The organism is Sphingobium sp. (assembly GCF_036170395.1).
GTDB lineage: Bacteria > Pseudomonadota > Alphaproteobacteria > Sphingomonadales > Sphingomonadaceae > Sphingobium.
Genome location: NZ_JAVHPD010000029.1, coordinates 11,049 through 34,830, shown reverse-complemented (window position 1 = coordinate 34,830; position 23,782 = coordinate 11,049). Strand labels below are relative to the sequence as shown.

At 59.8% G+C, this 23,782-nt stretch carries 23 protein-coding genes; 7 read left to right on the top strand and 16 right to left on the bottom strand.

Annotated features, from left to right (window positions below; all coding sequences use genetic code 11):
• Positions 1-17 precede the first annotated feature (17 nt).
• The 3 genes from V2B31_RS08715 to V2B31_RS08705 all read right to left on the bottom strand — a co-directional run bounded on the left by V2B31_RS08715 (position 18) and on the right by V2B31_RS08705 (position 2,856).
• Positions 18-1,397 (bottom strand): ATP-binding protein, encoded by a 1,380-nt coding sequence (locus V2B31_RS08715; protein ID WP_328277485.1) that lies wholly within the window; start codon positions 1,395-1,397, stop codon positions 18-20.
• Positions 1,394-2,113, bottom strand: coding sequence for a response regulator transcription factor (locus V2B31_RS08710; RefSeq protein ID WP_328277484.1), 720 nt, complete (start codon positions 2,111-2,113; stop codon positions 1,394-1,396). Before V2B31_RS08710 ends, V2B31_RS08715 begins: the two co-directional genes overlap by 4 nt.
• Positions 2,114-2,262: 149 nt before the next feature.
• Positions 2,263-2,856, bottom strand: coding sequence for an EF-hand domain-containing protein (locus tag V2B31_RS08705; protein WP_328277482.1), 594 nt, complete (start codon positions 2,854-2,856; stop codon positions 2,263-2,265).
• Between the two features lie 354 nt (positions 2,857-3,210).
• Here V2B31_RS08705 and V2B31_RS08700 point away from each other — a divergent pair, with 354 nt between their 5' ends.
• On the top strand, positions 3,211-4,857 hold the full coding sequence (locus tag V2B31_RS08700; protein WP_328277480.1) for a tyrosine-type recombinase/integrase: 1,647 nt from the start codon (positions 3,211-3,213) through the stop codon (positions 4,855-4,857).
• A 214-nt stretch (positions 4,858-5,071) separates the two neighbouring features.
• On the opposite strand, the gene V2B31_RS08695 is transcribed toward V2B31_RS08700, so the two are convergent.
• Both V2B31_RS08695 and V2B31_RS08690 read right to left on the bottom strand, forming a co-directional pair.
• Positions 5,072-5,611, bottom strand: coding sequence for a hypothetical protein (locus V2B31_RS08695; RefSeq protein ID WP_328277478.1), 540 nt, complete (start codon positions 5,609-5,611; stop codon positions 5,072-5,074).
• Positions 5,612-6,437: 826 nt separating this feature from the next.
• Positions 6,438-6,746, bottom strand: coding sequence for a hypothetical protein (locus tag V2B31_RS08690; RefSeq protein ID WP_328277476.1), 309 nt, complete (start codon positions 6,744-6,746; stop codon positions 6,438-6,440).
• Positions 6,747-7,720: 974 nt separating this feature from the next.
• Between V2B31_RS08690 and V2B31_RS08685 the strand changes: the two genes are divergently transcribed.
• The 3 genes from V2B31_RS08685 to V2B31_RS08675 all read left to right on the top strand — a co-directional run bounded on the left by V2B31_RS08685 (position 7,721) and on the right by V2B31_RS08675 (position 9,571).
• Positions 7,721-7,924, top strand: a complete 204-nt coding sequence (locus tag V2B31_RS08685) for a hypothetical protein (protein ID WP_328277474.1) — start codon at positions 7,721-7,723, stop codon at positions 7,922-7,924.
• Positions 7,925-8,069: 145 nt separating this feature from the next.
• Entirely contained in the window at positions 8,070-8,378 is a 309-nt protein-coding gene (locus tag V2B31_RS08680) for an HU family DNA-binding protein (protein WP_328277624.1), read from the top strand.
• A 188-nt stretch (positions 8,379-8,566) separates the two neighbouring features.
• The gene (locus V2B31_RS08675) at positions 8,567-9,571 is read left to right on the top strand and encodes a hypothetical protein (RefSeq protein ID WP_328277472.1); all 1,005 of its coding nucleotides are present in this window, start codon (positions 8,567-8,569) and stop codon (positions 9,569-9,571) included.
• 9 nt (positions 9,572-9,580) lie between these two features.
• On the opposite strand, the gene V2B31_RS08670 is transcribed toward V2B31_RS08675, so the two are convergent.
• Positions 9,581-10,039: a hypothetical protein gene (locus tag V2B31_RS08670; protein WP_328277470.1), complete on the bottom strand. Its 459-nt coding sequence runs from the start codon at positions 10,037-10,039 to the stop codon at positions 9,581-9,583.
• Positions 10,040-10,114: 75 nt separating this feature from the next.
• Positions 10,115-10,285 carry a hypothetical protein gene (locus V2B31_RS08665; protein WP_328277468.1) on the bottom strand — a complete coding sequence of 57 codons (171 nt, stop codon included), beginning with the start codon at positions 10,283-10,285 and terminating at the stop codon, positions 10,115-10,117.
• Positions 10,286-10,522: 237 nt separating this feature from the next.
• Here V2B31_RS08665 and V2B31_RS08660 point away from each other — a divergent pair, with 237 nt between their 5' ends.
• Positions 10,523-11,125: a tyrosine-type recombinase/integrase gene (locus tag V2B31_RS08660; protein ID WP_328277466.1), complete on the top strand. Its 603-nt coding sequence runs from the start codon at positions 10,523-10,525 to the stop codon at positions 11,123-11,125.
• A gap of 949 nt (positions 11,126-12,074) precedes the next feature.
• On the opposite strand, the gene V2B31_RS08655 is transcribed toward V2B31_RS08660, so the two are convergent.
• From V2B31_RS08655 to V2B31_RS08630, 6 genes are all read right to left on the bottom strand, one after another.
• The gene (locus tag V2B31_RS08655; protein WP_328277464.1) at positions 12,075-12,584 is read right to left on the bottom strand and encodes a hypothetical protein; all 510 of its coding nucleotides are present in this window, start codon (positions 12,582-12,584) and stop codon (positions 12,075-12,077) included.
• Positions 12,585-13,559 carry a MobQ family relaxase gene (mobQ, locus tag V2B31_RS08650; RefSeq protein WP_328277462.1) on the bottom strand — a complete coding sequence of 325 codons (975 nt, stop codon included), beginning with the start codon at positions 13,557-13,559 and terminating at the stop codon, positions 12,585-12,587. It abuts the gene before it with no gap.
• 344 nt (positions 13,560-13,903) lie between these two features.
• The gene (locus V2B31_RS08645) at positions 13,904-14,407 is read right to left on the bottom strand and encodes a hypothetical protein (RefSeq protein ID WP_328277460.1); all 504 of its coding nucleotides are present in this window, start codon (positions 14,405-14,407) and stop codon (positions 13,904-13,906) included.
• Positions 14,408-14,433: 26 nt separating this feature from the next.
• Positions 14,434-16,044, bottom strand: a complete 1,611-nt coding sequence (locus V2B31_RS08640) for a type IV secretory system conjugative DNA transfer family protein (protein ID WP_328277458.1) — start codon at positions 16,042-16,044, stop codon at positions 14,434-14,436.
• 12 nt (positions 16,045-16,056) lie between these two features.
• On the bottom strand, positions 16,057-16,251 hold the full coding sequence (locus V2B31_RS08635; protein ID WP_328277456.1) for a hypothetical protein: 195 nt from the start codon (positions 16,249-16,251) through the stop codon (positions 16,057-16,059).
• The gene (locus V2B31_RS08630; protein ID WP_328277454.1) at positions 16,248-16,406 is read right to left on the bottom strand and encodes a hypothetical protein; all 159 of its coding nucleotides are present in this window, start codon (positions 16,404-16,406) and stop codon (positions 16,248-16,250) included. Before V2B31_RS08630 ends, V2B31_RS08635 begins: the two co-directional genes overlap by 4 nt.
• A 95-nt stretch (positions 16,407-16,501) precedes the next feature.
• Here V2B31_RS08630 and V2B31_RS08625 point away from each other — a divergent pair, with 95 nt between their 5' ends.
• Positions 16,502-16,846: a hypothetical protein gene (locus tag V2B31_RS08625; RefSeq protein ID WP_328277452.1), complete on the top strand. Its 345-nt coding sequence runs from the start codon at positions 16,502-16,504 to the stop codon at positions 16,844-16,846.
• Positions 16,847-16,942: 96 nt separating this feature from the next.
• Here V2B31_RS08625 and V2B31_RS08620 read toward each other — a convergent pair whose 3' ends face one another.
• Positions 16,943-17,230, bottom strand: coding sequence for a hypothetical protein (locus V2B31_RS08620; protein ID WP_328277450.1), 288 nt, complete (start codon positions 17,228-17,230; stop codon positions 16,943-16,945).
• A gap of 157 nt (positions 17,231-17,387) precedes the next feature.
• Between V2B31_RS08620 and V2B31_RS08615 the strand changes: the two genes are divergently transcribed.
• A complete protein-coding gene (locus V2B31_RS08615) occupies positions 17,388-18,617 on the top strand; it encodes a hypothetical protein (protein ID WP_328277448.1) in 1,230 nt (409 codons plus the stop codon).
• 93 nt (positions 18,618-18,710) lie between these two features.
• Here the strand turns inward: V2B31_RS08615 and V2B31_RS08610 are convergent, their stop codons facing one another.
• Both V2B31_RS08610 and V2B31_RS08605 read right to left on the bottom strand, forming a co-directional pair.
• Positions 18,711-19,310 (bottom strand): hypothetical protein, encoded by a 600-nt coding sequence (locus V2B31_RS08610; protein WP_328277446.1) that lies wholly within the window; start codon positions 19,308-19,310, stop codon positions 18,711-18,713.
• On the bottom strand, positions 19,307-23,767 hold the full coding sequence (locus V2B31_RS08605; RefSeq protein WP_328277444.1) for an RHS repeat domain-containing protein: 4,461 nt from the start codon (positions 23,765-23,767) through the stop codon (positions 19,307-19,309). Before V2B31_RS08605 ends, V2B31_RS08610 begins: the two co-directional genes overlap by 4 nt.
• Positions 23,768-23,782: the final 15 nt, after the last annotated feature.

Below are 23,782 nucleotides of genomic sequence, written 5' to 3'. Positions count from 1 at the left end.
GTGGAAAGGCCAGGCCGTCAGGCGGGCAGGATGAGGCTGGCCTCCAGCCCGCCCTGGGGCCGGTTGGCGAGGCGCAGTTCGCCCTGATGTTCGGCCATGATCGCGCGGACGAGGGCGAGGCCGAGGCCAGCGCCGCCGGTCTCCCGGTTGCGCGATCCTTCCAGGCGGGTGAAGGGCTCCAGCATTTCGGCCATGCGGTCCTGCGCGATGCCGGGGCCGTCATCGGCGACGGCGATGCGGATCGTGCCGCCCTCGCGGCTGACAGACACATGGGCGCGATCGCCATAGACGATCGCGTTCTCGATGAGGTTGCGCAGCGCCCGGCGGATCTGCTGGGGGCGCACGAAAGCGACGGCGCGATCGCTATCGGCGAGATCGACCGGCGATCCGAGTTCGATGAAATCTTCCACGACGGCGTCGGCCAGAGAGGCGAGATCGACCTTCTGCGCGCTTTCGGTGCTGCGGCCGGCACGGGCGAGCGAGAGGATATCCTCCAGCATCCGGTTCATCTCGTCGATAGTTTGCGACATGCGGGCGCGCTCGCCCTCGTCCTCGACCGACTCGGCGCGGACGCGCAGCGACGCGAGCGGGGTGCGCAGGTCATGGCCGATCGCGCCCAGCATCCGGTCCTTCTCGTCCAGCATGGCGATGATGCGCGCGCGCATGGCGTTGAACGCCATGGTGAGATCGCGCACGTCGCCGGGGCCGCGCTCGTCCACCGGATCGGCCGCGCCGGTGCGGGCGAATTGCTGGGCCGAGCCGGTGAGCTGGCGCATCGGCCGCGCCATCCGCCGGCCGATCCAGACGAGCGGGGCGAGGACGATGATGTAGAGGATCAGCGTCTGGCCGATCAGCCAGGGGAGGAAACGCGGCGACCGATCGCCGCCGCGTGCCTGCGCGACCACCCAGCGGCCGGGTTCATATTCGACCGCGAGGGTAAGGCGCGTCGCCGGGCGAGCCTCCGGCGGTTCGCCATTGGCGCGCGCGCGGATGCGGTCCCAGCGGCGCATGGGCGTGGGCCGCGCCTCTTCCGCCGCCGCGAGCGAGCGGACGGTAACGCCGATGTCGGCGAACATGTCGGCCGCGCGCCGCTCTATGTCGGGGCGTGGATTGCCCGGAAGCACAGGGCGGCCCTCAACGAAGCGGACGGCGCGCCAGTCGCGCCGGTTCCGGCCCTGCGGCCGCGCTTCGCCCTGCCCCGACCAGCGGTCGGCGCGGGCGTCGAGCGCGTTGATGATGCGGTAGACGGCGGGCGCGGTCTGGCCGGTCAGCGCCAGCCGGCTGCGCTCGCGCAGCAGCAGTCCGAAATTGATCGCCTGGGCGACGAACAGGCCGATCGCGACCAGCAGGATGATCTGGCCGACCAGGCTCTGCGGCCAGAGGCGCAGTCTCTTCACAGTTTGCGGACCTCGGCGGACAAGGTGTAGCCGCCGCCCCACACCGTCTTGATGAGCGTCGGGTTTTTGGGGTCTGGCTCGATCTTCTTGCGGAGGCGGCTGATCTGGTTGTCGATCGCGCGGTCGAAGGCATTGGCCTCGCGACCCTGGGTAATGTCGAGCAGCTGGTCGCGGCTCAGCACTTGATTGGGCCGGGTGGCGAAGGCGAGCATCAGATTATATTCGGCGGTCGAGAGCGGCAGCGACACGCCCTCGGCATCGACCAAAGTGCGCTCCTGCGATTTCAGCAGCCAGCCGGCAAAGGCGTAGGTCGCGCCATCGGGCGCGGTGACGCGCTGGCCGCCGGTAGCGACGCGGCGGAAGATCACCTTGATCCGGGCGACCAGCTCGCGCGGGGAAAAGGGCTTCAGCACATAGTCGTCCGCGCCCATTTCAAGCCCGACGATGCGGTCGGTCTCTTCCGACTTGGCGGTCAGGAGGATGACCGGAATTTCGCTGGTTGCGCGGATGTGGCGGCAGAGCGACAGGCCGTCCTCGCCGGGCATCATGATGTCGAGGATGACGAGGTCGATGGCGTTGGCGTTGAGGCGGACGCGCGCTTCGGCGGCGCTGTCGACGGCGGTGACGCGAAAGCCGTTGCGGGAGAGATATTGCGCCAGCGGCTCGCGGATGGACCGCTCGTCATCGACGAGGAGGAGATGGGGACGATCGCTCATGATGCCTGTCTGTCATGGCTTGGGAGAGGTTGGAAGGGCGAAGGCGTCCCCTTTTTGGGGAGTGCCTTCGCCCTTCACCGCCGACGGTGGCGATGCGCGGGGACAAGGGGGGAGAGGAACCCCGCGCCGCCATCCCGCCGGCCGAGCCGTCAGCCCTGGGGCGCCTGGCGCGCGCGCCACTGGCCGCGCATCGCGTCGCGCGCCGCCTTCATCTCCTCGGTGGTGACGAAGCCGTCCCCGTTGGCGTCGGCCTTGTCGAAGCGCTGGGTCGCGCCCGCGAGGAATTCGGCCTGGGTCACGACGCCGTCCTTGCGCGCTTCGGCCATCGGGCCGGGGCCGCCATGACGCCGCCCGCCCCAGCGCTTGCCGCCGAGACCGCCACGGCGGTCGGCGCGCGCTTCATGCCCGGCGGTGAACTCCGCCTTGCTGATCTGGCCGTTGCGGTCGGTGTCGAGCGCGGCGAAGCGGTCTTCGAGGCGCTGGTCACGCTTGATCTCGCGATCCTTGAGGGTCAGTTGGCCGTCCTTGTCGGCGTCCATCCTGGCAAAGCGGGCCTGCGCGGCGGCGGTGGCTTCGGCCTTGCTGATCTTGCCGTCCTTGTCGGCGTCGGCCATCGCCATCATGCCGCCGCGCCCGCGCGGGCCGTCTTCTTGGCCGGGCTGGGCGAAAGCGAGATGGGTGGCGGCAAGGCCGCCGACGAACAGCGAACCGGCGGCGACGGTCAGGAAATAGTTGCGGAGCATGGCTTGTCCTTCATTCGGGTTGGCTTGGAACGGCGCTCTCGCCGCCCCTTGAAACCGGTTTTGAAGGAAGAGTGTCCCGCAACTTTGTCAGAGGCGGTGGGGATATGTCGCAAAGTGTATCAGGGCTACCCCGTCATTCCCGCGTAGGCGGGAGCCCATCTCCCGACCTTGCGCCAGGCGGGACGCTCGGGAGATGGATCCCCGCTTTCGCGGGGATGACCGTTATATCTTAAATTACTCGTAATAAACAATATTTTTTGGTATCATTCTCTACACAAGCACTGCACAGCAACGGCATATCAATCACTTAGGTCGCCGTTCTGCACAGAAACTGCACAGAGAGTGAGGTATCGCATGGCTACGGTCGCAGGCAAAGGGACCTTCATCAAGGACAAAGTCGAGTTGAAGCCCGGCTTGATCCTCTTTCGCCGGTCGGACGTGCAGCACGGCAACTGGTATTGCCGGGTAAAGGTGCCGAACGTGGACCGCTATAAGACCTTCTCCCTCAAAACCGAGGACATCAACACCGCTCGCAGCATGGCGTGGCGGCACGATGCCAAGGTCGAGCACAGCCTTGAGCAGAACATTCCGTTGTTCAATCGCTCCTTTGCCAAGGTGGCGCAGGAGTTTTTGATCGAGCAGGAGAAGCGCGCGGAGCATGGCGAAATCAGCGCCCAGCGCCCGAAGAAGCTGCGCGCGGTGATCGAAGGCCCGCTGACCGACTATATGGGTTCGACGCAGGTGCACCTCATTGGCGACGACACATGGAAAAACTATCCGACATGGCGGCGCGCTAACGGTGAAGGACGCGCCGCGCGTAACGGGATGCGGACCGTGTCGGAAGCGCTGGCGGCCAAGCTGGTCGATCAGGAACTGGCGGCCCGCGAGAAGGGCCGTGCGGCACGCGGCCTGCGCGCGCGCCCGCTTCCGGGTGATCGCAACCGGCGCGGCGTGTCGGCGAGTGACGAAGCCATCGCGGCGCGCGAAGCCGCCATTGCGGAACGGATGAAAGGCACCAAGCAGATCAGCGACAGCACCATCCGCTTTGAAATGTCGGTGTTCGCCTCAGTGATGGGCTTCGCCATGAAGAAGCGCTATGCGCCCGTCAGTCAGCGCTACGAAAGCCGCCCCAAACTCAAGGTCATGCGCCGCGACGAGTTTACCAACGAGGAGTATACGGCGCTTTACACCTACTCTCGCGACTATTGGGTAAAGGGCAAGGAAAAGCCCAAGGACAAGGCCGAGACCGAAGAGACGGAAAAGAAAGAGCGCAAGCTATCGCCCATCAGCCGCTGGTATCGCACGGTGACGCATAATTTCGTGCTGGTGATGTGCAACACCGGGATGCGGCCCGGTGAGGCGAAGAACCTGCGCTGGAAGGATGTAACGACCGCCAAGGACCGGGACGGCAACGAAATCGTCGTGCTTGCCGTGCAGGGCAAGGGCAAGTCGCGCAAGCTGGTAGCGGTGCCCAGCGTCGGCAAATATCTCGACCGCATCCGCGCCTGCGCCCGCGACGCCGCCCGCAAACGGGCGGAGGCCGAGGGCAAGAAGAACGTCCCCGACCATGCCATCGAGCCACGGCCCGACGATCCGGTGTTCACCACCATCGATGGGACGCCCGCTTCATCGCTCTACAAGCACCTGATCGACGACCTGCTGAACAAAGCCGAGTTGCGCGACGGGCCGGGCGGCACGGTGCGCTCGACCTACAGCTTCCGCCACACCTATGCGACCATGCGCTTGAGCGAAGGCGTGGACGTGTATCTTCTCGCCGAGCAGATGGGCACATCCGTCAAGATGATCGAAGATCACTATGGCCATGTGAACAGCATCCGGCACGCCGACCGCCTGCTGCAAGGCGCGGGCGGTTGGAACGCCGCCAAGCCGGATGATGTGGAACTGGAAACAAAGGCCAAAGCCACCAAGGCTGCCGCCACGCGCGACAAGGCGAAGCGGCCCGCTAAGCCCCAACGGGGTCGTCGACCTCGCGCCGGTTAGCGCTGCTAACCCGACCCCGCGCCCGGCTCGGGCTCCCCGGCGGGATCAAAAGCCATTGCCTGACGCGCCGCTGGCGCTCCCCGGTCAGGTGACGGCCAAGCGGGCATGGGTAAAAGACGCGCCCGGCCCGTAGCGTCCCTATGCCTGCGTTCTTCCCATCGTCGCTTCCTCTGGCCGCTGGCCATGAAGAGGGAGCAACGATGGGCCACAGTATCTATCCGGTTGGAAGAACAACCGCCTTCATGCGTTTTGCCAGTTCGATACCGGCCTGAACCTCAGGCTTGCTCAAATACTCTAGCGCCGCCTTCAGCGGCGAAAGGGCCACATACTGATTGCGGAGCATCTGAACCGCCTGATGATCGCACATCGCCTTGAGGCGCGTGGCGGCTGGGCTATCCGCTGCGCTGTTGCCAATCACTGCGCTGACTTTCAGTGCCGCCCACCACTGACTGTCCGGCCATTGCCGTGCCTGCTGCAAGGCAAAGCGTCCGTAGGCTCGTGCGTCTACGTCACGTGGCTGCCGCCTGATGCGCCGTTCCTGGGCGTCAGCCATCAATTGCCCTTTCCTGCGATTGAACTTGTCGCGAAGGCGGCGAATGATGGTGTCGTCATATTTTGCCACGACACGCTTAATGGCGGTGGCGCATTTCAAATGCGGCTCGGCTAGAAGAAGGTCGGCGACCTTAGCCAGAAGAATATCGTCACCGGGCTTTTCGCTGCCAATCGGGCGACCGCGTTTGCGTTCGTTGTTCATTGCGACCTCCATTCCTGATGCCGCCATCATGCCTCATCGTCGCGCATGGACAAGGAAGAAGAATTGCCAGCCGCGAAAATCGACAGAGATTAAATGGCGTACTGCTGCGTCGCAGCGGAGGAAAAACCGCCACGGTCATCGCCGCAGGGCGGCGATCAACTGCGCTACCGCCGCAATCAGCTGGGCGATGCTGTTGATGGTCAGCAAGATGATGGTGGTCGTCATGGGTTCCTCCCCGTTTGCGCCCCGCGCGGGATTGCGCGTGGACAGGGCTGAACCGCCGACCGCATGAGCACCACGGACACAGACCGCATGGATGCGCCGCGCCAGCGGACCGCTGCTGCACGAAGGAAGCGAGGAGCCTTTTCCGGGGTGCGCGGTTGCCGATACCGCCCACAACCCACGCCATTCTAAACGGGACCGGATGGGGGGCGAACCCGTGACATGCATCCCAGCCATGCTCTGAACCTGGCGCAACGGTAAGAAGATTTGCTGCCAAACTTGCAGGCGGGAGTCCCTTAATGGACGAACTCAGTTCGGAAAGGTGCCTCGCCCTGTGTGCTTACACAGCTCTGGCGTGACGAGGCACCAGTTGCGGCGCTATCTGGAGTTCGTAAACAGATAGCAGGCCACAGACCAGCTTCTTCCGGCCGGTCTGAACTCCGCGCGCAACCAATCTAAGACGGGTGACGTAACGGAGAACAAAACTCGACCGGTGTTCTACTGGTGTATGGCGCTTCTGTGTGTGACAGTTGTGTGAAGATGACCATCGACACAGAAAAGGCCTGCCACGGGTATGGCAGGCCTCCCTGTTGATTCGCCTCGTTCAGGCAGAGGTGACTTCTGGCACCACCAGCATCTCCGGGCCGGTGGCAGTTATCGTCAACAGCGCAGCGGTCATGCAAAGCATGGCAATCGCTTTGTGAGATCTCCGGTTATCCGCATATTTTGCTTGTTTCCAATGCAGTACGGCTTCGATCAGCAACGCAGCGGCGATAGCGACATGCGCAATTAGAAAAGGCGAGCTAAAAGGGAAAATCGATGTCCCGGCCCCAAAAGCCGGGATCATCATGCTCGCAAGACTGGCTGCCAAGATCACGGCAGCTATCAGAATAAAGGTGCGTATCCGATTCATGACGAACTCCTTCGTTGTGAGGCCTGACGCCAAGTCGGGCGTCAGGTGGAGAGAAGGAGGTCCGTCAAATCGCCAGAGATGTAGGAAATCTCCGTCTCTTCCAGGATTCGCATAACGGAGAAATATGACGTTTTTAGACGTAATATTGCAGTAATATTACGGCGCTCTGAGTGTGGTTATCGTAAGAATCAGGAAAGGGGAAGCACGAGGCTTCCCCTTTCCCGAATGTGGAGATTTTCCACATCTCTGGCGTCTTGGCCCTAGGCCAAGAGGTCGAATCCGTCAACCGCCCTTGGCTACACCGCACTCATTTTATCGCACCCATCCAGGCACTCACCGCGTTTCGTAATCCTCCGCAGAAATCTGATACAAACAAAGATTTAGCATCTGCGATATCACCTGATCCTGTTGCCGACCTTCCATACTGCTAGATCAATTCGTCTATGAAGCGTGATATGAGTATTCTCTAAATAGCTCTATTGCAGTTTGCAGCCGATCGTGCGGACATATCGGATCATCGCTGGCGTAACATGCTACGCGGATGAGTGACCGCCATCAGCGCCGCGCCAGCGGGCCGCTGCTGCACGAAGGAAGCGAGGGGTCTTTTCCGGGGTGCGCGGTCGGCGATACCGCCCGTAACCCACGCCTTTCCGTGAGGGCCACGCCGGGGTGAAATCACGGCGACCCTATGGCCAGCCCTCACCATCAACGACATGGCCGAGCGGATTACCGAGCGTGGCGACGTGTCCAAGCCATAGCCCCTTGGCCGCACCACCCTCCCTATCGGTGGGCTTCGATTGGGTGAGCGATGCGGCAGTCCCGCCGCCGGTCAAGGCGCTCCCTTCCGCGCTACGCTTGTGCAGGTTCGCCCCTGTCGGGCGCTGGCGCGGCCTTGACCGGCGGCTCGATGGCCTGCCGCGAAGGCTCCCCACGAAGCCACCGGATAGGCCGGTGGCACCACCAAGGAGCCGATCATGACCGAACAAGCAACCACCACCAGCAAACCGACCCACCGCATTTACATCGTCGTTGGCGAGGGCAAGAAAGCCAAATGGACCGAGATTGCCGCCGCATGGCCGCACAGCGACGGCAAGGGCTACGGTATCAGCGCCACCGCGATCCCACTGCAAGGCCGCATCGTCATGCGTGAGATCAAGGAACGCCCCCGTGCCGAGTAGCGAGCGCGACGGCCCAAGGCATCCGCCTTGGGCCGTGCGGAAGCGCCCAGCAAATTCGGTTCGCCCCCGCACGATCCAAAATCAAACATGTTGTGAGGGCCTTGCAGCCCATTTATGGCTGGTTCTCCATTGTGGAGGCGGCATGATGGTTCGGTCGGACTTGGTGGCAAAGCTGCTTGAAGACAATCCGGCCCTGACCTCCTTGGAGGTCGAGCGGATCGTGCAGCTATTCTTCGACGAGATTGCCGCCCGATTGAAAGACGGGGGCCGGGTTGAACTGCGCGGCTTTGGTGCCTTCAGCGTCCGCGCCCGCCAAGCACGAACGGGCCGGAATCCCCGCACCGGGGATCAGGTGGAGGTTCCCGCCAAGCATGCCGTGCATTTCAAGCCCGGCAAGGAAATCGCGACGCGCATTCGGCGGAACGAGGTTCCATCAGCACCCGTGGCCGAATAGCGGCAAGCACGGTTCATCCGCCTGTCCTTGCGCCGTTAGGCAAATATTAACCAATTTTTAGCGGTTTCGCGTGTATCCTCTCGGAAGGTTCACGCGCGCACGAAGCACGGCACAGGTAATCTATAGACGCCCGCATCACAGTTTCCCCGACCGATCATCCGGCTTCACCGGATGATCCGCAAGCGAGCTTGCGCGCCGAATTGCTGGGGCAAATCGTCGGTGCGCGTTTTGCATTAGAGGCAGCGCTTACCGAACTGGCGCGCAGCGGCGGCAACGTCGCCGGAGTGCAGAACCAGGCGCAGGCACTGGCCCAGCTTCAACGCAACATCGGCAGCGCCAGCCTTGCTGACCTGGCCGCCATGCGCGGCGAGATTGCCGCCGCCGTGACGCAGACCCATGCCGTCATCGAACAGGGCCGTGCCGCCCAGGGGCCGGATGCGACCGATGACGCGGCGCTGGCGAGCCTCTCCAGCCGTGCGCAGGTGCAGGCTACCAGCTTCATGCGCGACCTGCACCAGTATGATGGCCTCCTGCAATTTGACAACGCCGAGCAGGAACGCGCCTACCGCCAGCGCGGGGAAGACTATCGCAAGCGCTACGAGGCGGGCATGGCGCAAGGCACGCCCGAGGGCGCGCTACAGGCCAGTGGCGCGGCCTACGCGCAGGCGGTCGATCTTGCCGCCCATGGCGGCAGCGCCGACCCGGCCTTGATGCGTCGCGTGGACGAGCTGGCCGCCAGCACCGCAGCGCTGCGCGCTAGAATGATCCGCGACGGCAAGGACGTATCGAGGTTCGACGCCGACATGTGCGCCGACCTCCGCGCGATCATGAAGTCCAAGGGCAAGACGGACGCCGAGATCGACGCGCTGCTCGCCGCCCATCCCGATAATCCCATCGACGCGATGAAGGCGTTTGTTGCCGATCAGGCTGGCACCGTTACGGCAAAGGACGTGGCAACGCTGGAAAACAAAATGAAAGAAAATGCAGCACCCACCGCCGCCCAAGACATCAAGCCGCAATCTGCCTTACCTCTATCCTCATCGGATATACTGGCGGCGTCGTTAGGGGACGTTGGCGCGGAACTGAAAGCGCTCGGTGTCGGCATTGCCGAACACGATAGCAATGTAGCCCCCACCCATGGCGTGGCGGCCCACGTTGCTAAAGGCGACAACAAAACCGCCGCTCTTTCGTAACGAACCGCGCTACGAAACAGGCACAACTTCGCCATGTGCGGCGCGAGCGCCCAGCACTTGGCCCACCAAGCCGCATAGTCGCAACTTCTCTTCTTTCTGGTCAAGGCAGCGGTCAGCGATAGGCAGCAACATCGCCATGCTGGGCGCATCGGCGGGCAACGATTCATGCTTCAGATAGCCGTTCACAAACCCGGTATCGAAAGCAACGGCGGGCGTGGTTTCGTTACTTCCGAGCGTGACGTAACCCAATGTGCCGTCCCGACCTGCGCGGGTCAGTGCCGTCACGCAATAGGCTCCCGCCGAAAGTGTCTGAAAGCCGCTGGCGCGCAGCCGCACCAGCCATGCCGGAATATTCCCCGCTGCGCAGGATGCTCGCCGCTGGGCGATTTTATCAGCAGACAGGTCATGGAGAACACTGTCGCGGTCGAATTGGAGTTGCGATTCCCCTGCTATTGCTGGAGCCGCCACGCATAGGCACCCTATCGCGAGCATCGACAGAGCGGCGGGCCATAGGCCCGCGCCGCCTTTCACATGCCACACGGTTTAGGCCACACGCTTGAAGGTGTAATGATGGAGGGCAACATTCGCCCCGAGCGTCAACAAGGCCGAAAGCAAGGCCCGCTCAAAATCCGCTTTCGACATATGTTCGTGATGCTTCTGGACGGTAACGTCATAGGTGCCCTTGCTCGTCTGCACCGAATAAACATAGGCCATGGCAAAAATCCCTCACCCACCAAGGAACCGATGGAGAGGACGCTACATTACTGTCTGTAGTGTTGCGGGGTGAGTGCCCGGAACGCTTAATGTTCCGGTGTTTCCAACCCCCACAGTATTGCATTTCGACGACGCACGATATTCCGCGCGAACCCACTCTGCGCCTAATTTTTATCGCCCTCCAGGTTGCAACACTACAGACAGTAGTGTTGCACGGGGCAGGCAGGGAGCAAGGTGGTGAGCGTGAACGGCAGCGCGGGCACAGGCTCGTGGTTCGATTTATTTGATGGGAACGGGCAGCGCAAATACCTCACCAATGGCGAAGCCAAGGCCCTGCTTCGCGCCGCTCGCAAGGCCGATGTCCGCACGCGGCTGTTCTGCCGCCTGCTCTATTATACCGGCTGCCGCCTGTCGGAGGGCTTACAAGTCACGCGGCGGCGGCTTGATATAGAAACCGGGCGCGTCATCTTCCGCACCCTCAAACGCCGTCGCACGGTCTTCCGCGCCGTGCCAGTGCCGCGCCCGTTCCTGCGCGAGCTGGCGGAGTTTGCTGAAACGCAGGGCTTGGCACCGGATTCGCTGCTATTCCCGTGGTGCCGGCAGACCGCATGGCGGCATATCCGCGCGCTGATGCAGTGCGCCGGGATCGAAGGCCCCCAAGCCTCGCCCAAGGGCTTCCGGCATGGGTTCGGTTGTCATGGTATCGGCTCCGGTCTGCCGGAATCACTGGTGGGCCGCCTGCTCGGCCATGCCGAAGGCGGTAAATCCACCCGCATCTACACCTATGTCATGGATGCCGAAGAACGAGCGCTGGCCGCGCGTATGTGGCGAAACAACTAACATCCTATGACTGTTCGATTAAATCTTCACCAAATTGTCACAAACAATCCTCGCGATGAATGTATCATCGAAGTATGACCGATAAACACGAACAGAATAGTGAATGCAAACGGGAAATATCTTCAAGCACCGGAATCGGCGTTGGGGCAGGCTTATTCTGTGCTGGAGTTATAGGAACCTCAACACAATTTTTGCATAAGGAACGCAGTTGCAAAGCCCTAACATACTTGAACGTAAATAACGTCACCATAGGAGCTGTTACATGCGCCGTGGCTCTCGTTCACTCATTGAATTTGCGTCCGAAAGCCAAAAACAAAACTTGAATTCCTACTTCATTGTAGTGATTCTAGACGGATTTCTGACATAATTCCCCTTATGGCATTTCGTGCATATAGCTGTAGTGCCATCGCTATATTGACGATCATTGATATTAATGGTTGAGCAATGATAGCACTTATAACCAAATACATTACACTGAGAATAATCGCATTGCATAACATCCACCGTCGGTGGACCGAGCGCAGACCGAGCTGATCGAATTAGGCTAGTAATGGCTCCAATGGTATGCAGGCTAAAAGCTTCAGCCTGATCTACAAAAGGCTTGTGTTTGCCCGATCCACACCTTGGGCATGCATCGGCCATTAATGGGAAGCCATTACTTGAGCAATGCGCTTTAACGCTAGAAAACTCCCGCCACCTAATGTTATGACACCCAAAGGAATCCCCAACCACTTTGCTGCCTGCTTAATCTGATCCCACGCTGGATGATCGGGGTCATGCTGATTCTTCAGAGCATGACTGCCTGCCGCTCTCCAGTTGTCAGATTCATGGGCAGGCATGCTGCTTAGATGGTGCCGTAACTGACGTTCATGATGTTGTTCCACGAATCACCTCCAACCAATCTAAGTCAATTTTGCTCACACGGTTACGGCGTTGCAACTCCTTTGCTTCATCGGGCAGTCATATCTTGCACTTTCGTTTCCCTTATAGCTGTAACCAACGGTCTCACGGGCTGCGCCGCCCACACCGACGGGGCATATTCCAGTATAGTTTCCACCTTGCCCTGCTGGATATGGCGGGCGAGCGCATCGAGGCCCCTTCCTTCGATGACGAACTGCCGCGCGCCGAAATCCAGCGACAGCATCCGTTCGCCTATATATTCGACCGCATACAGGCCATGGTAAGGCATGGCCCAGCCCTGCCATAAGCCGGAGCGCGGCTCGTAGCGGCGCAGTTCCAACATCAGCGCGGGACGCGAGCGCACCCGCTGGATAATCCACGGCTTGTAGTCCGTGAGATCCAGTGCCGACGTGTCTTCCTCAGGCGCATCGTCCTGTGGCGGGGACGTTTGGAAAGACCCGCCCGGAGGCTTACCATCGCGGGACTGTTGCTCGAACATGGCGGTCCAGTTTTTGCCGAGGCCTTGGGGTTCCCAGCTGTTTGAATAGGAATCGCTCATTTAACGCTCCATGGAAATGTCGGGTGATAGGGGTCGATCGCGATCCGGTCCTTCGCGTGGCGAGCTGAGTCGGTCGAGCTGGCGGTCGATCCAGTCGTGGAAGCGCTGGAAGTTGCGGACGGTATCGCCCGCCCGCGTCGGGGCTTGCTCCAGCCGTGCGAAGGCCGCCTTGGCACGAGCTTCGACCGCCTGGTAATGCTTCGCCATCTGGAACTGGCCAAACCGCTCTTTGAGCGCCCCGCGCAAATCCTTGAGGTGGTAAGCCAGCCGTAAGGCCGGTTCGGGCATCCGCGCCAAGCCGCGCTCCAGCAGGCTGCGCCGGTCGATGCGCTCCATCGATCCGGCCCGCGCCAGCGCGGCGTTGGCCGTGTTCTCCCAATCTTCCCGGCAGCGCTCATAATAGTCCGCCGAGTTCCAGCTATGGGCGTTGGACTCGACCATGACCGGCCTGCCGTCCGGCTGGGTTCGGCCTGTGGGATCAGGCACCCAGTCGTGCCGCACCTTCTGGCCGAACCCGCCCGGCTCCACCGCCGGGCGCATGGTCAGCATGACATGGGCGTGGGGCTGTTCCAGCCCGTCGCTGGCGACCTTGTTGTGGATCGCGATGTCTGCGATCATTCCTTTGGACACGAAGTTGCGGATCACATAATCGCGCACCAGCGCGATGCGTTGGTCGGCGGGTATCTCCCGTGGCAGGGTCAGACGCAACTCACGGGCAGTCTGGCTGTCCTTTCTCTTTTCCCCGGACTCGACCGCACACCACAATCCTTGCCGATCAATGTCCCTGACCCATGCGGGAGAGTTTTCCGGGATCAGGATTTCCGTATGCTCCACCCCCGTTCGGTTGGAGTAGTCATGGGTGATGCCCTGCCGTTCATCGACCAGCTTCTCGCCCGCCCGATAGGCGGCGGCAGCCACCGAACTGCGCCCGGCGCTGCGCTTAATGACCTGCATCCGCATGGAGAAGATCGCCATGCTATATCGCCCCCGTAATCATCGCTCCCCGTTCCCCCAAGTCAGTAAAAAGGCCTAAGTGTGCACAGATACGTTGCCCGCTAAGGTTGCGGACAACGTGCACCCCTGCGGGAGGCCTTTTGAAGGTCAGTATGGAGGAGAACGTGGTTAACGATTCCCTAATGTGGTGGTGCAACAGACTGTTTCCCGAGAACATTAGGGCGGCGGCGTCGGTCGCCTTCCGGGTGGTCGGGCAGCGACCCAACCACCCGCAAAGGGCAATCGGCGGTTGCATGGCGGCAGTGCCGCCATGGTCCCTTTGGGAGCCGAGTGCCTCACGGGCGACGAAGGCATGGGCGGTCATGTCAGCGTCCGCCCAGCACTACCCAGCAATGGGCCGGGAGGGCGGCGTAGGCCTGTTGCAGGGTCGGGACCGGCAACAGGGGCGTGCGGACGCAGACGGTGACGGGATCGTCCTTGGCCTGTTTCGCTGCCCGCTTCTTTCGCCAGAGGCTTCGCCCGGCAAAGAACACGCCGACGCCGATCAGCCATACCAGCATCACTCCGATGGCGTTCTGTGTATCGGTGCGGTCGAGCGTGGCAACGAGGTAGAGGCCGATGGCGGCAAGCGCCACCGCACCAGTCAACGGACGGAGGACGTTGCGCCGCTTTCGCGTCTGCCCCGCCATGGCGTTCCATGTCCCGCGCCAGATGCGATAGGCCTCGCATTGCTCGTAGGCGCGCATGACCGGCGCGCCGATCATGAAGGCGGCTGCCGCCATGATCCATGTGTCCGGCTGAACCAGCAGCATGTAGCCCGACCACAGGAAGAAGCCGATGGTCGGCCAGACGACTAGCGGATGGCCCATGATCCGCGTTTTGATGCCCGGCGCCCTCATTGGACGAACTCGCAATAAAGGGCATTGCCGCCGCTGGACGGGAAGATGCGCCCGGCCTGGTACCAGACGGCGGACACGATATTGCCGTTGGGCGGGCCGCCCGTCTTGAGCATCCGGCTAAACTGGCCCGGCTCGATCAGCCAGTCGCTGACCTCGCTGCCGCCCCAGCTCTGACCGCTGTTGCTGCCGGAACTGCGGTTGCGGCCCCACTGGTCGCCGCCACCGCTGGACGTGCCGCTGCTCCATGAACTACCGCCGCCATAGCTGCTACCGCCCGCGCCGTTATTGTAGCTGCTGCTCCCGCCGCCGCTGCTGTTGGTGCCCCAGTTCGTATTCTCGCCCATATTGAGGCCGAACTGGCTGCTGGTGCCCTGAGAGCGGCTTTCGTTGCGCCGCCACTGAATGCCTTTGCCGATGATCCGCGCGGCCCAGTCCGCCGTTTCGCTGCACCCTCCGGGGTTATGGAAGACCTTGGTGCCGAAATTGCCTAGCAAATGGTGGGTGCGGTCATGCGCGTTGTCGCCGCCGATCTTGGCGTAGAAGGTCGGCAGGCTCTGCGAGAGGAACACGGTGCAGATGCGCGATCCCCGGCAGGTCGACAGGAACTCCGCGTCATAGCTGTTGACGAAATATTGCGCTTCGTCGGCCCACAGGAAGGTCGGGCGCTGCTGGTGCGGCGCTGCCAGTGCATTACGCGCCAGCACGGCCCGCTGCCAGAGATATTTGACGATCTGCTGGGCGATGATGCCATCCTCGTTCTTTGTGAGGGCAGGCATGTTCATCAGCAGGATGACGCCGTGCAGACTCAGCTCCGGCACGATGTCCGTGGTGGTACAGAACATCTGTTCGAGCCAGCCATGGTTGAAGCGGTCGAGCGCAGTGGTCAGGGAGAGCTGGACCGACGCGCGCGTCTTGGGGTCGAGCTTCGCATAGTCGTTGCGCCAATAGCTGGTGGCGCGCTCGCCCGCCCTGTCATCGAATCCCGCAACCGGCCCGGCGCGCAGCCGTTCCGCCGCCGTCAGGAACACATGGCAGAAATAGCTTTGCTTTTGCCAATCGGGATTGGCCATCTCGTCCGGGCTGGACGGGGCGCTGCGGACGAAACGGAGCAGGTCCGAAATCTTGACCGTGCCGGTCGCCGCGAACAGGGGAGGAATGGCGTTGCGCAATATCTGCCGCAGCGTATCGTCCCAGAAATGTTCACCTGCCCGGCCCGGCGAGGGGCTGGCTAGGCGCGCGATCTCCAGCACGCGCATCAGTAGTTCCACGACCGAGTTCAGGCCGTCGCCGCCTTGTCGCGCCAGTTCATAGGCCAGCATATTGATATGGGCGTTGGTGCCGTCGCATTCGATCAGCGAGCCGCTGCGGCCATGCTTGGCGCAATAGGCGCGCCATAAATCAGCTTCCTCCGGCTTGGCACACAGCACGAGGCCTCCCATGCCTGCCTTGAGGAAGGCGGCCGCCATGGTCGCGCCGCTGCCACTGGTCTTGCCGCTGCCGACACCGCCGAGGATCAAGGTGCCTTGGCAGGCGTCGCGTACGGTATAGGCGCTATTGCTGTCGAGTTTGAATAAAGGGGTGTCGAGGTCTCCGGTGCGAAGGGCCATGATTGCCTCCTGCTAGCGGTCGATGCCGCGTTCGATGTCGGGATTTTCGGGCGCGGAGGATCTGGGTTGCTCGCCATGCGTCCAACCCAGATCGCCCCGGCTCCAAGGTTCGGGCGACCGTCGCGCATACCAGCCCTCATTGATGAGCTTGGCCCATATGTCATCGACTGTCGCGCCGAAGGCGTCGGTAAACCAGTCGCGGCTCATCCGAAGACATTGCCGCAATAGTTACACTTAATCGGCGGGCGCACCTTGTTCGCGGCAGTGATCGCCAGCCACAGCATCAACTGGCTGAGCGTATCGCGCAGCCAGTTGGGCGGACGCTCGGCGATAACGCCGTTGGCGATCTTGACGATCGGCATGTTCGGAAAGGCGTTGGACGCACAATCCGTGCTGCCGCAGCGAGGACATCCTGCAGTCATGGTTTTTCTCCTGATAGATGGGATCAGCGGAACTCATGGCCGCATTTGGTGCATCGCTTGAGGCCGCCGCCCGGTATCCGCTTGTAGATTTCGCGGCCGAACTTGATGCCGAGATGGGCAAGCTGCATGTGCGGATGCGGATGGTGCCGCATATTCTCGAAACGCAACGCGCCACCGATACCGTTGTTGAGCGCGTCGATGCCATCGGGTTCGATGGACTTGGCGGCACCGCCGCACTCGGGACATTTTGGCATGAACATGGGTCGTCTCCCGTTTGCTGGACGCAGTTCGCCGTTCGGCGGGACGCGCCGTTGAAGAAATTGCTCGTGATGGTGAAAATGGCGGCGAAGCCGCGGGTCAGGCATGGCCTGTGCCATTGAGGGTATGGCTATGGATCGTGGGCTTTTCTCCTTGCCGTGGGAACAGCGTCAGAAAAGCGGAACGGCGCGGAACAGCCTAGGCAAGCGATGGAACAGCTAGCGCGCCCATGTGCGCGGCGCAGTGCGCAGCGCTTCATTAAGCGCATCGAGCAAGGCGGCATCGCTGTCCAGCAGCAGCTTGCCTTTCTCGTCGCAGCCCAGGGCCTCTTTCATTTTGCAGAAGCGATCATAGCGGTCGGCACCGCCCGGCGCGGATGGGAAGGATAACTCGCCGGTTTCGGTGTCGTATTCGGCATCGAACTCCCATGATTCCAGGCCGTGGCGCTGGGCGAGTTCATTGACCTTCATCATTACGGCAACTTCAAAATGTCCGATCTTGCTCATCGTCATCCATTCGCCCACGTGACCGGCGCGCTCGCAACTGTGACGACGCTTCAGGGCTTTTGAGCATCCATTTTGGTTGAATATGTGGCGGTCCCGCCGCACGTGGACTTGCCTTGCCGCTCCGTTGGCACAATGCTGACCGGAACGGGGGAACAGGATGGCAAAGCAACCGAAGCGGACACCGGGCCTTGAATTAGGCGTGCTGCTCAAGCGTCATTTCGACCATCCGCCCGTTCCACCCCCAAAGAATGACCGGGCGTTACCACGATGGACGACCGAGACATTCGCGCTGGCGGTCGGCTATTCCGCCCGCGTCGTCAGGATGTGGTTAAAAGGCGAACGCATACCGGAGGACATCGACACCATCGAGCGGGTGCTATTTGGCGATGACCTTACGCCGTTCAAGAAGCAGGTCGATGAATTGCGCGATGTGGTGACCCGCTGCCGCTATCGGCGTGACGAGAAGGAGCCGCTGCCCGAAAGCCGGTCCGCGCTGGTCGCGCCCGTCATCTACAGTGATCCCACAGCCGACTTCGCTGTGCTGACCTACCGCGACATCGACGCCTTGCCGGTCGATCCCGACTGGCGGTTCGATGAGGCGCATTATGGTGAGGGCGTGCAGAAGATAGCTGTTCCGGGCCGGAGCCTATTTTGGCTGCCTTCCGCCGAACAGCTGACCGACGCAAATGGTGAACGACGCGCGCTGACCGACTTCTTTCCCGCAGAATCCGATGCCTTGGACGCGCTATCGCTGCAGCACCATCTTTTCTTTCCGCGCCGCATCGTTGTTCACGGGATGAAACGGCGTGATGCCGTGGTCCGGCTCTATGCTTGCACTGACCAACCCTATGTCAACGAGGATTATCGCGACGATCCCGAACAGTTTGAGAGCGAGGCGCTTCTTGGGCTGGGCGGCATCGCCGCCTTCGTCAATCGCGACGGCTCGCTGCGCGAGCGCTCCGCAGGAGAAATGGGCAAAGGGCTGGGCTGCGTCGTCGCGCTTGTTGCTGTGGCCTATGTCCATCGGCGACCGCGCTATCGCACACCCTATTGCCTGATGATCCGCAAAGGCATCCGCTATCCCGATGACGTGTGGATCAACCCGGCGACGGGCTCGCCTGTCTGGTCAGGCCCGGAACCGCTTTCATCGCGCTTCCTGTTCCAGTCCCGCGAGGCGAAGGGCAGCAGCACTGATATGTTTGCAGCCGACTTCAACGGCGCCCGCTTGTTCAATCTCAACGAGCAGGACGAAACCGCATGGGATGGGTTCACGGATGAAAATGGCCGTGACCTCGTGACTTGGAAGGAAAACCGGGTCACGATGGCATCACTGGTGGAGGGAAATGGTTTTGTTGGCCAAATCACGAGAGAGGATAGAAATCCCTGATCCACGCTATCTACCGAATGAGAGGCCCCCGGCGATGGAATAAATCAAAGCTGAAAAATGTCAGAAAAACCTGTGTTGAATATGAGCGTCACGCTAGACAGATAGGTATAAAATATCCATTATATTTTGATCAAATCCGCGGCCATTAGTAAGACATTCATCTATATTACCTACTATAGACGCCACCTTGTTTAGATTGTCGCTAAAAGCTGCATCAATATCAAACATCGGGACCGAATTTTCTTTATGTCCCTTACGTGAAAGAATTACGAAATAGGGGAAATTATTTTGTGCTGCTATGCTCAGGATACGAAAAATCTCTCTACTATCAAGCCAAGATGATTGTGCAAAGCCTCTAATATTAGGATAAGAAACTTCATCCATATCTAGACTTATCATTCGCTCTAAGCTTTTTAAGGATAGTTTAATCTGAAGATCAGTCATTTCATCTTCGCCAAACTTTACGTATAATTTTCCGGACAAGATTGGTAATATCATATCCTCCACAGTTTTTACCAGCACTTCAGCCGGTGATAAATCGTTCTCGACGCTGAGAGAAGTTACGAAACGTAAACATCTTAGTCCATCCAATTTAAACTTTCCGACCCATTCAGCTTCGTTCCATCCTATTTCACGAAACGGAATACCGGCTCGAAGGCGATAATGACAGATCGCAGCTCTATTTATCTTCATGGATCTATACCATAGTAATGGTGATTTGGAAGATTCTGGTATGAGCCATTTCTTACTATTCCCGAGTTATAATGGGGAGACTGAAAGTATGACCCACTATCAAAACGAATGCCAACCTTTAATCCCTTACTATTAGAGTATAGAAAATACACCTTATTACGACTATCCAACCCTATATCCGCTCCCTCAGGCGTTCCTGGTTTAAACGTAACTAGCGGTTGAGAAGATGCGTATACTCCGTTTACAAATTTCGCTGAAGCCAGGGCCTGTGATTTTGTTAGGCTATACGTGTCAAATCTATATACCCCATTACTACCACTATATGATTTATAGAACTGAAATGGTGCGCCTACAATTGGACCGGATGGCGGTCTAAAAATGTCCAGAAAGCCGATATCTTCTGTCAACTCATTACCGTCATAGTATTCGTCTGCTTCAAACACTGCCGATTGAGAGTTAAGATTGAGCGCTCCAAGCGTCAGTAGCCCGTTCCTGTAGCTTAGGCATCCATACGCACACGGGGGGAGCTTAACGCTGGGGTTGGTGATAAACGCCGGCGTCGTGGGGCGGCCGGTCACGATGATAGGATCAGTTCCCATTGGGTCGGAAAGGTTCACAGGGTCATTAGCCGCGTAGGCATAAAGGTTACTTCCTCCCTCATACCCAATCGGATCGGTCTCGATAAATCGGCCCATATGCGCATCGTAGAAGCGCGCCTTGTTGTAATACAGCCTGAGCGACGACAGAAAGGCCTGCCCTGCGAATTGAAATAGGCCACGATTATCCTGGCCCGGTACGCCAGATGGGTCGTAAGCGTTGCGTGCCTGTGTTGCGCCGCTCATGTCAGTTATCGCTACGGTCGACCCGCGCTCGTCACCATGCATAAAGCGCCGCGATGCCAAGTCTAGTGCACCGCCCTCGTAATATGCTAACCATTCGTCCATCACCGCGCCGGGCGCATAGCGACGCAACAAAGTCCCACCGTCGCTATATTCAGCGATGATGCGGGGGCCGTCGTAAAGATAACGGGTAGCCGTGCCGCCGCTCACCGATCGCGAAAGGCGCCCCACCGGGTCGTAGAAGAGCGAAGCCGAAGCTCCGCCCGTAGCGCCGGTCAACCGGTTGCGGGAATCGTGAGTGTAATATGTCGCACCATTACGTGAGAGATTGCCGTCCAGATCGGATTCAAGAGGGGTTGGCACTCCATTGGCCGTGATGTTGGTATATTCATCCAGATGGTTCGGCGTATAAGTCGATTCACTCGCGATACCATATTTGGCATAGGCATCGTTGGACAGGCTGCGCGTAGCGATTTCGCTCGCAGGGCTGTAGGTGAATCCCAGGTCCAGATCGTCGGCGGTCCCGGTCAGATCGATGCCCAGCGACGTCAGACGCGAGGCGGGATCATAACCGTAGCTGGTGACCGTCGATCCTGTTCCAACGCCGCGCTGAAGCTCGGTCCTGCGGCCGAGATCATCGTAGGTGAACGCCGCTATCCGCGCGGTCGTCGCGACGCTGCCATTCTCGCGAACATATTTGACCCGATCGACGCGGTCATAATCATAGCGTAAATACTGGCCGTCTGGGTAGATCAGCCTGGTGCGGCGACCAGCGAGGTCATATTCCCATGACACCGTGCCCAATGCGCCCGTCTCGCTGAGCGGCTGGTTCCACGGGTTGTATGTGAAGCTGGTCACGGCGGAACCCTCGGTCACGCTCAACAAGCGTCCTACATTGTCATAGGCGAACTGACTCGTGGCCTCGCCTGCAGGCCGAGTAACCGTCTTCACGCGGTTCAGATCATCATAGGCATAGCTTGTTGTCTGCCCACGACGGTTTTGCACGGTTAGGACATTATCATTGAGGTCGAACGTCTTCACGATCCGATCGGTGCTGCTGGGCTGGCCCGGCGTCGCCGACGGAAACCGCCACTGGTCCCGGCGATCGAAGCGATCATAATGATATTCAGCTTTGTAGCCTCGGCCATTTTCGACCGTGGCGAGAAGGCCATTATCCGTATAGCCATATTTGGCGATCACTTGTTCGCTCGACGTACCAACGCCGCCACGTTCCTCAACGGGCCGATCAGCGTTGTCGTAATAGGTGCGCACGATCCGGTCAGGACCATATTGGCCGGAAGGATCGGACTGGCTGCATCCCGACGAAGGCAGCCCGCTGACGAACAGATCGGGATTCATTCGCACAGCCGTGCAAATCAGTCTGTCGGCCTCATCGTAACGGAAGTGCGTGTAGCTGTAGGACTGGCCGCCTGCGCGCAGCCGCTCCCTGATTTTGCGAGCTGCGCTATCGTAAACAAAATCCGTCTGTTGAAGACTATCAAAGGCTTGCCATTGCGAGTTCGACACGCCTTCGACGGTTCCCCGTTCGACCGTTAGCGGCTGGCCGTTGTCATTATAGCTGTAGCGGATGGCGGGCCGCTTGAGGGGGCCGCTGCCATCGGGATCGGGACCGATCTGCCCCTCAAGCTGGCGGTTGGCCGTGAACCGATAATAGACCTTCTCCAGCGTTCCTTCGATCGGGCCATCGACTGTCTCGCGATTGCCGATGTCGTCATAGGTGAACGCCACGCGGCGATTTGCCCCGCTACCGTCACCAGAATTGGCCGCAAGCGGCAGGAGGTTCGTCGGGACCGCCGTCGAGTCGTATTCGACGCTACTGACCATCTCCTCGGCTGTGCCTGCGCAACTCGACCCCGTTTTGCAGCTTTTGACGGTATCGAGCAGATAGACCATTGGCCCCGCCGTCACGGGCGCCCCGTTTACATCCTTCACATAGGCCTGCCGGTAGACATATGTGTAGCGCGTTTGCGGGCGTGACGAACTCGAACTGGGCGCAGGCAGTGTGACCGTCTTCAACAAACCTGTGTCGAAATACTCATAATCCGTCTGCCGCCCGGTATCGATTTCGAGCGGACCTTTCGTCCAGATCGGCTTGTTGCATTTTGCCGGTGTTGCGCCACAGGTCGAACTCGCTGGATACTCGGTCTTCCAAATGCGGGTCGGAACAGGCGTCGCCCCCGGTTTGGCTGTCTCCTTGATCTCAATAACATTACCGCGCGTATCATCGTTGCTGTCTTTGTCGTACTTGTATTCGACGTAATTTCCCTCAGGAGCGGTGACTTTGATCGTACGACCATAATCGTCATAAACATAGGCGGTCGTTTTGTTTTCGCCGTTGGTCACGGACGCCGGGCGCTTGGCGTTCGTAGCCATCACCAGCGTCGTTGTATGCGACAACGGATCGGTAACTGTGATCGTGTCTCCACTAGCGGCATAGGTCCAGGTCCGCCCGTCACGGACAACCGACGTCACCCGCGCGTCGGCTGTATCGCTTGAGTAGCTGTAGATGATGTTGTCGGTCGAACTTGTGGGACGACGGATCGATTGAACCCGCTCGATTATCCCATAGCCCTGCTGGTTTATCTTCAGATATTTGACGTGCGTCGTCCCTCCATCGGGATTGGTAATAGCCATATCGGTTTCATTGCCGGATACGGTCTTTACGATGTTGACACTAGGCCATGATGGGCTGAGATTTGGACAAGAAGCTTGCGGATCGCAATACTCGACAGCGTTGTTAATCGCGACCGCCTTTACAATGGACCGCCACGAGGTGAGCACAGTTTCATTGGTCAAAATATCAGATTCATATTGGAGGCGAATCTGATAGCCGAAATTATTGGTCACCGCCCGGAGGCGATATGCGTACTTACAAGGATTTATAGGAGACGGTGTACAGTCACTGAACATGGACACGTCGTAAAAATATTTAACTTCGGTTCCATCCGGGTAGTTCACCTTAGTTACCCGATAGAGCGGATAGGATTTTCCCCAATAAAACGGTGCGATTTGCGATCCAACACTTTGCTGTGTCATAATCGCCCCGTCGCGGTCTTTGTAGATTAATCCATTGAGATTTGACCCATTCCCCAAAACAGGTATCGGCGTCCCATCGGACGCATCAAAGGTATCATTCTGATTCCCGTTGACGACCGTGTAGATGGTACGGATGGGTTGGACTACCGCTATGCCTCCGCTGTAAAACTTGCCGGTGATGGTTTCGCTTTCGGTACCACCCATCAAACTGTGACTGAGGCGTTGTCCGTCGAAGATGACATCAAAGCGCAGTCCTCTATTTCCGCTGGGACCGATCGAGACGCCCGGAATGGTGACTTTGACCCGGCCACTCGCCAGATCGACGCTGTTTTCGTCCAGCGTATTGTAAGGCGCTGGCGTCGGCGCATTGGTTTGAGCGCAGACTTTCACTGCCACAGCTGCCATGCAGAACAGCAACAAGCTGCAGAATGCGCGCGACCAGAGACGCACGCCCGATCGCTCCAAGGAGCGCACAAAATCCACCGGGATTGCCGACCGCGTTCCGCAGCCGCCCCCTTGCGTCTGATTGCGACGTGAAACGGGTATGTCGAAAAGGCGCATTTTGTGCCCTCACTC

Coding starts and splice junctions, on each gene's coding strand:
- V2B31_RS08630 (WP_328277454.1), bottom strand. CDS start 16,406: ATGCCGATCGTCAAGATCGCCAACGGCGTTATCGCCGAGCGTCCGCCC.
- V2B31_RS08605 (WP_328277444.1), bottom strand. CDS start 23,767: ATGCGCCTTTTCGACATACCCGTTTCACGTCGCAATCAGACGCAAGGG.
- V2B31_RS08615 (WP_328277448.1), top strand. CDS start 17,388: ATGGCAAAGCAACCGAAGCGGACACCGGGCCTTGAATTAGGCGTGCTG.
- V2B31_RS08695 (WP_328277478.1), bottom strand. CDS start 5,611: ATGAACAACGAACGCAAACGCGGTCGCCCGATTGGCAGCGAAAAGCCC.
- V2B31_RS08610 (WP_328277446.1), bottom strand. CDS start 19,310: ATGAAGATAAATAGAGCTGCGATCTGTCATTATCGCCTTCGAGCCGGT.
- V2B31_RS08705 (WP_328277482.1), bottom strand. CDS start 2,856: ATGCTCCGCAACTATTTCCTGACCGTCGCCGCCGGTTCGCTGTTCGTC.
- V2B31_RS08620 (WP_328277450.1), bottom strand. CDS start 17,230: ATGAGCAAGATCGGACATTTTGAAGTTGCCGTAATGATGAAGGTCAAT.
- mobQ (WP_328277462.1), bottom strand. CDS start 13,559: ATGGCGATCTTCTCCATGCGGATGCAGGTCATTAAGCGCAGCGCCGGG.
- V2B31_RS08685 (WP_328277474.1), top strand. CDS start 7,721: ATGACCGAACAAGCAACCACCACCAGCAAACCGACCCACCGCATTTAC.
- V2B31_RS08700 (WP_328277480.1), top strand. CDS start 3,211: ATGGCTACGGTCGCAGGCAAAGGGACCTTCATCAAGGACAAAGTCGAG.
- V2B31_RS08635 (WP_328277456.1), bottom strand. CDS start 16,251: ATGAGCCGCGACTGGTTTACCGACGCCTTCGGCGCGACAGTCGATGAC.
- V2B31_RS08640 (WP_328277458.1), bottom strand. CDS start 16,044: ATGGCCCTTCGCACCGGAGACCTCGACACCCCTTTATTCAAACTCGAC.
- V2B31_RS08710 (WP_328277484.1), bottom strand. CDS start 2,113: ATGAGCGATCGTCCCCATCTCCTCCTCGTCGATGACGAGCGGTCCATC.
- V2B31_RS08625 (WP_328277452.1), top strand. CDS start 16,502: ATGGCCGCATTTGGTGCATCGCTTGAGGCCGCCGCCCGGTATCCGCTT.
- V2B31_RS08655 (WP_328277464.1), bottom strand. CDS start 12,584: ATGAGCGATTCCTATTCAAACAGCTGGGAACCCCAAGGCCTCGGCAAA.
- V2B31_RS08690 (WP_328277476.1), bottom strand. CDS start 6,746: ATGAATCGGATACGCACCTTTATTCTGATAGCTGCCGTGATCTTGGCA.
- V2B31_RS08645 (WP_328277460.1), bottom strand. CDS start 14,407: ATGGGCCATCCGCTAGTCGTCTGGCCGACCATCGGCTTCTTCCTGTGG.
- V2B31_RS08680 (WP_328277624.1), top strand. CDS start 8,070: ATGGTTCGGTCGGACTTGGTGGCAAAGCTGCTTGAAGACAATCCGGCC.
- V2B31_RS08665 (WP_328277468.1), bottom strand. CDS start 10,285: ATGGCCTATGTTTATTCGGTGCAGACGAGCAAGGGCACCTATGACGTT.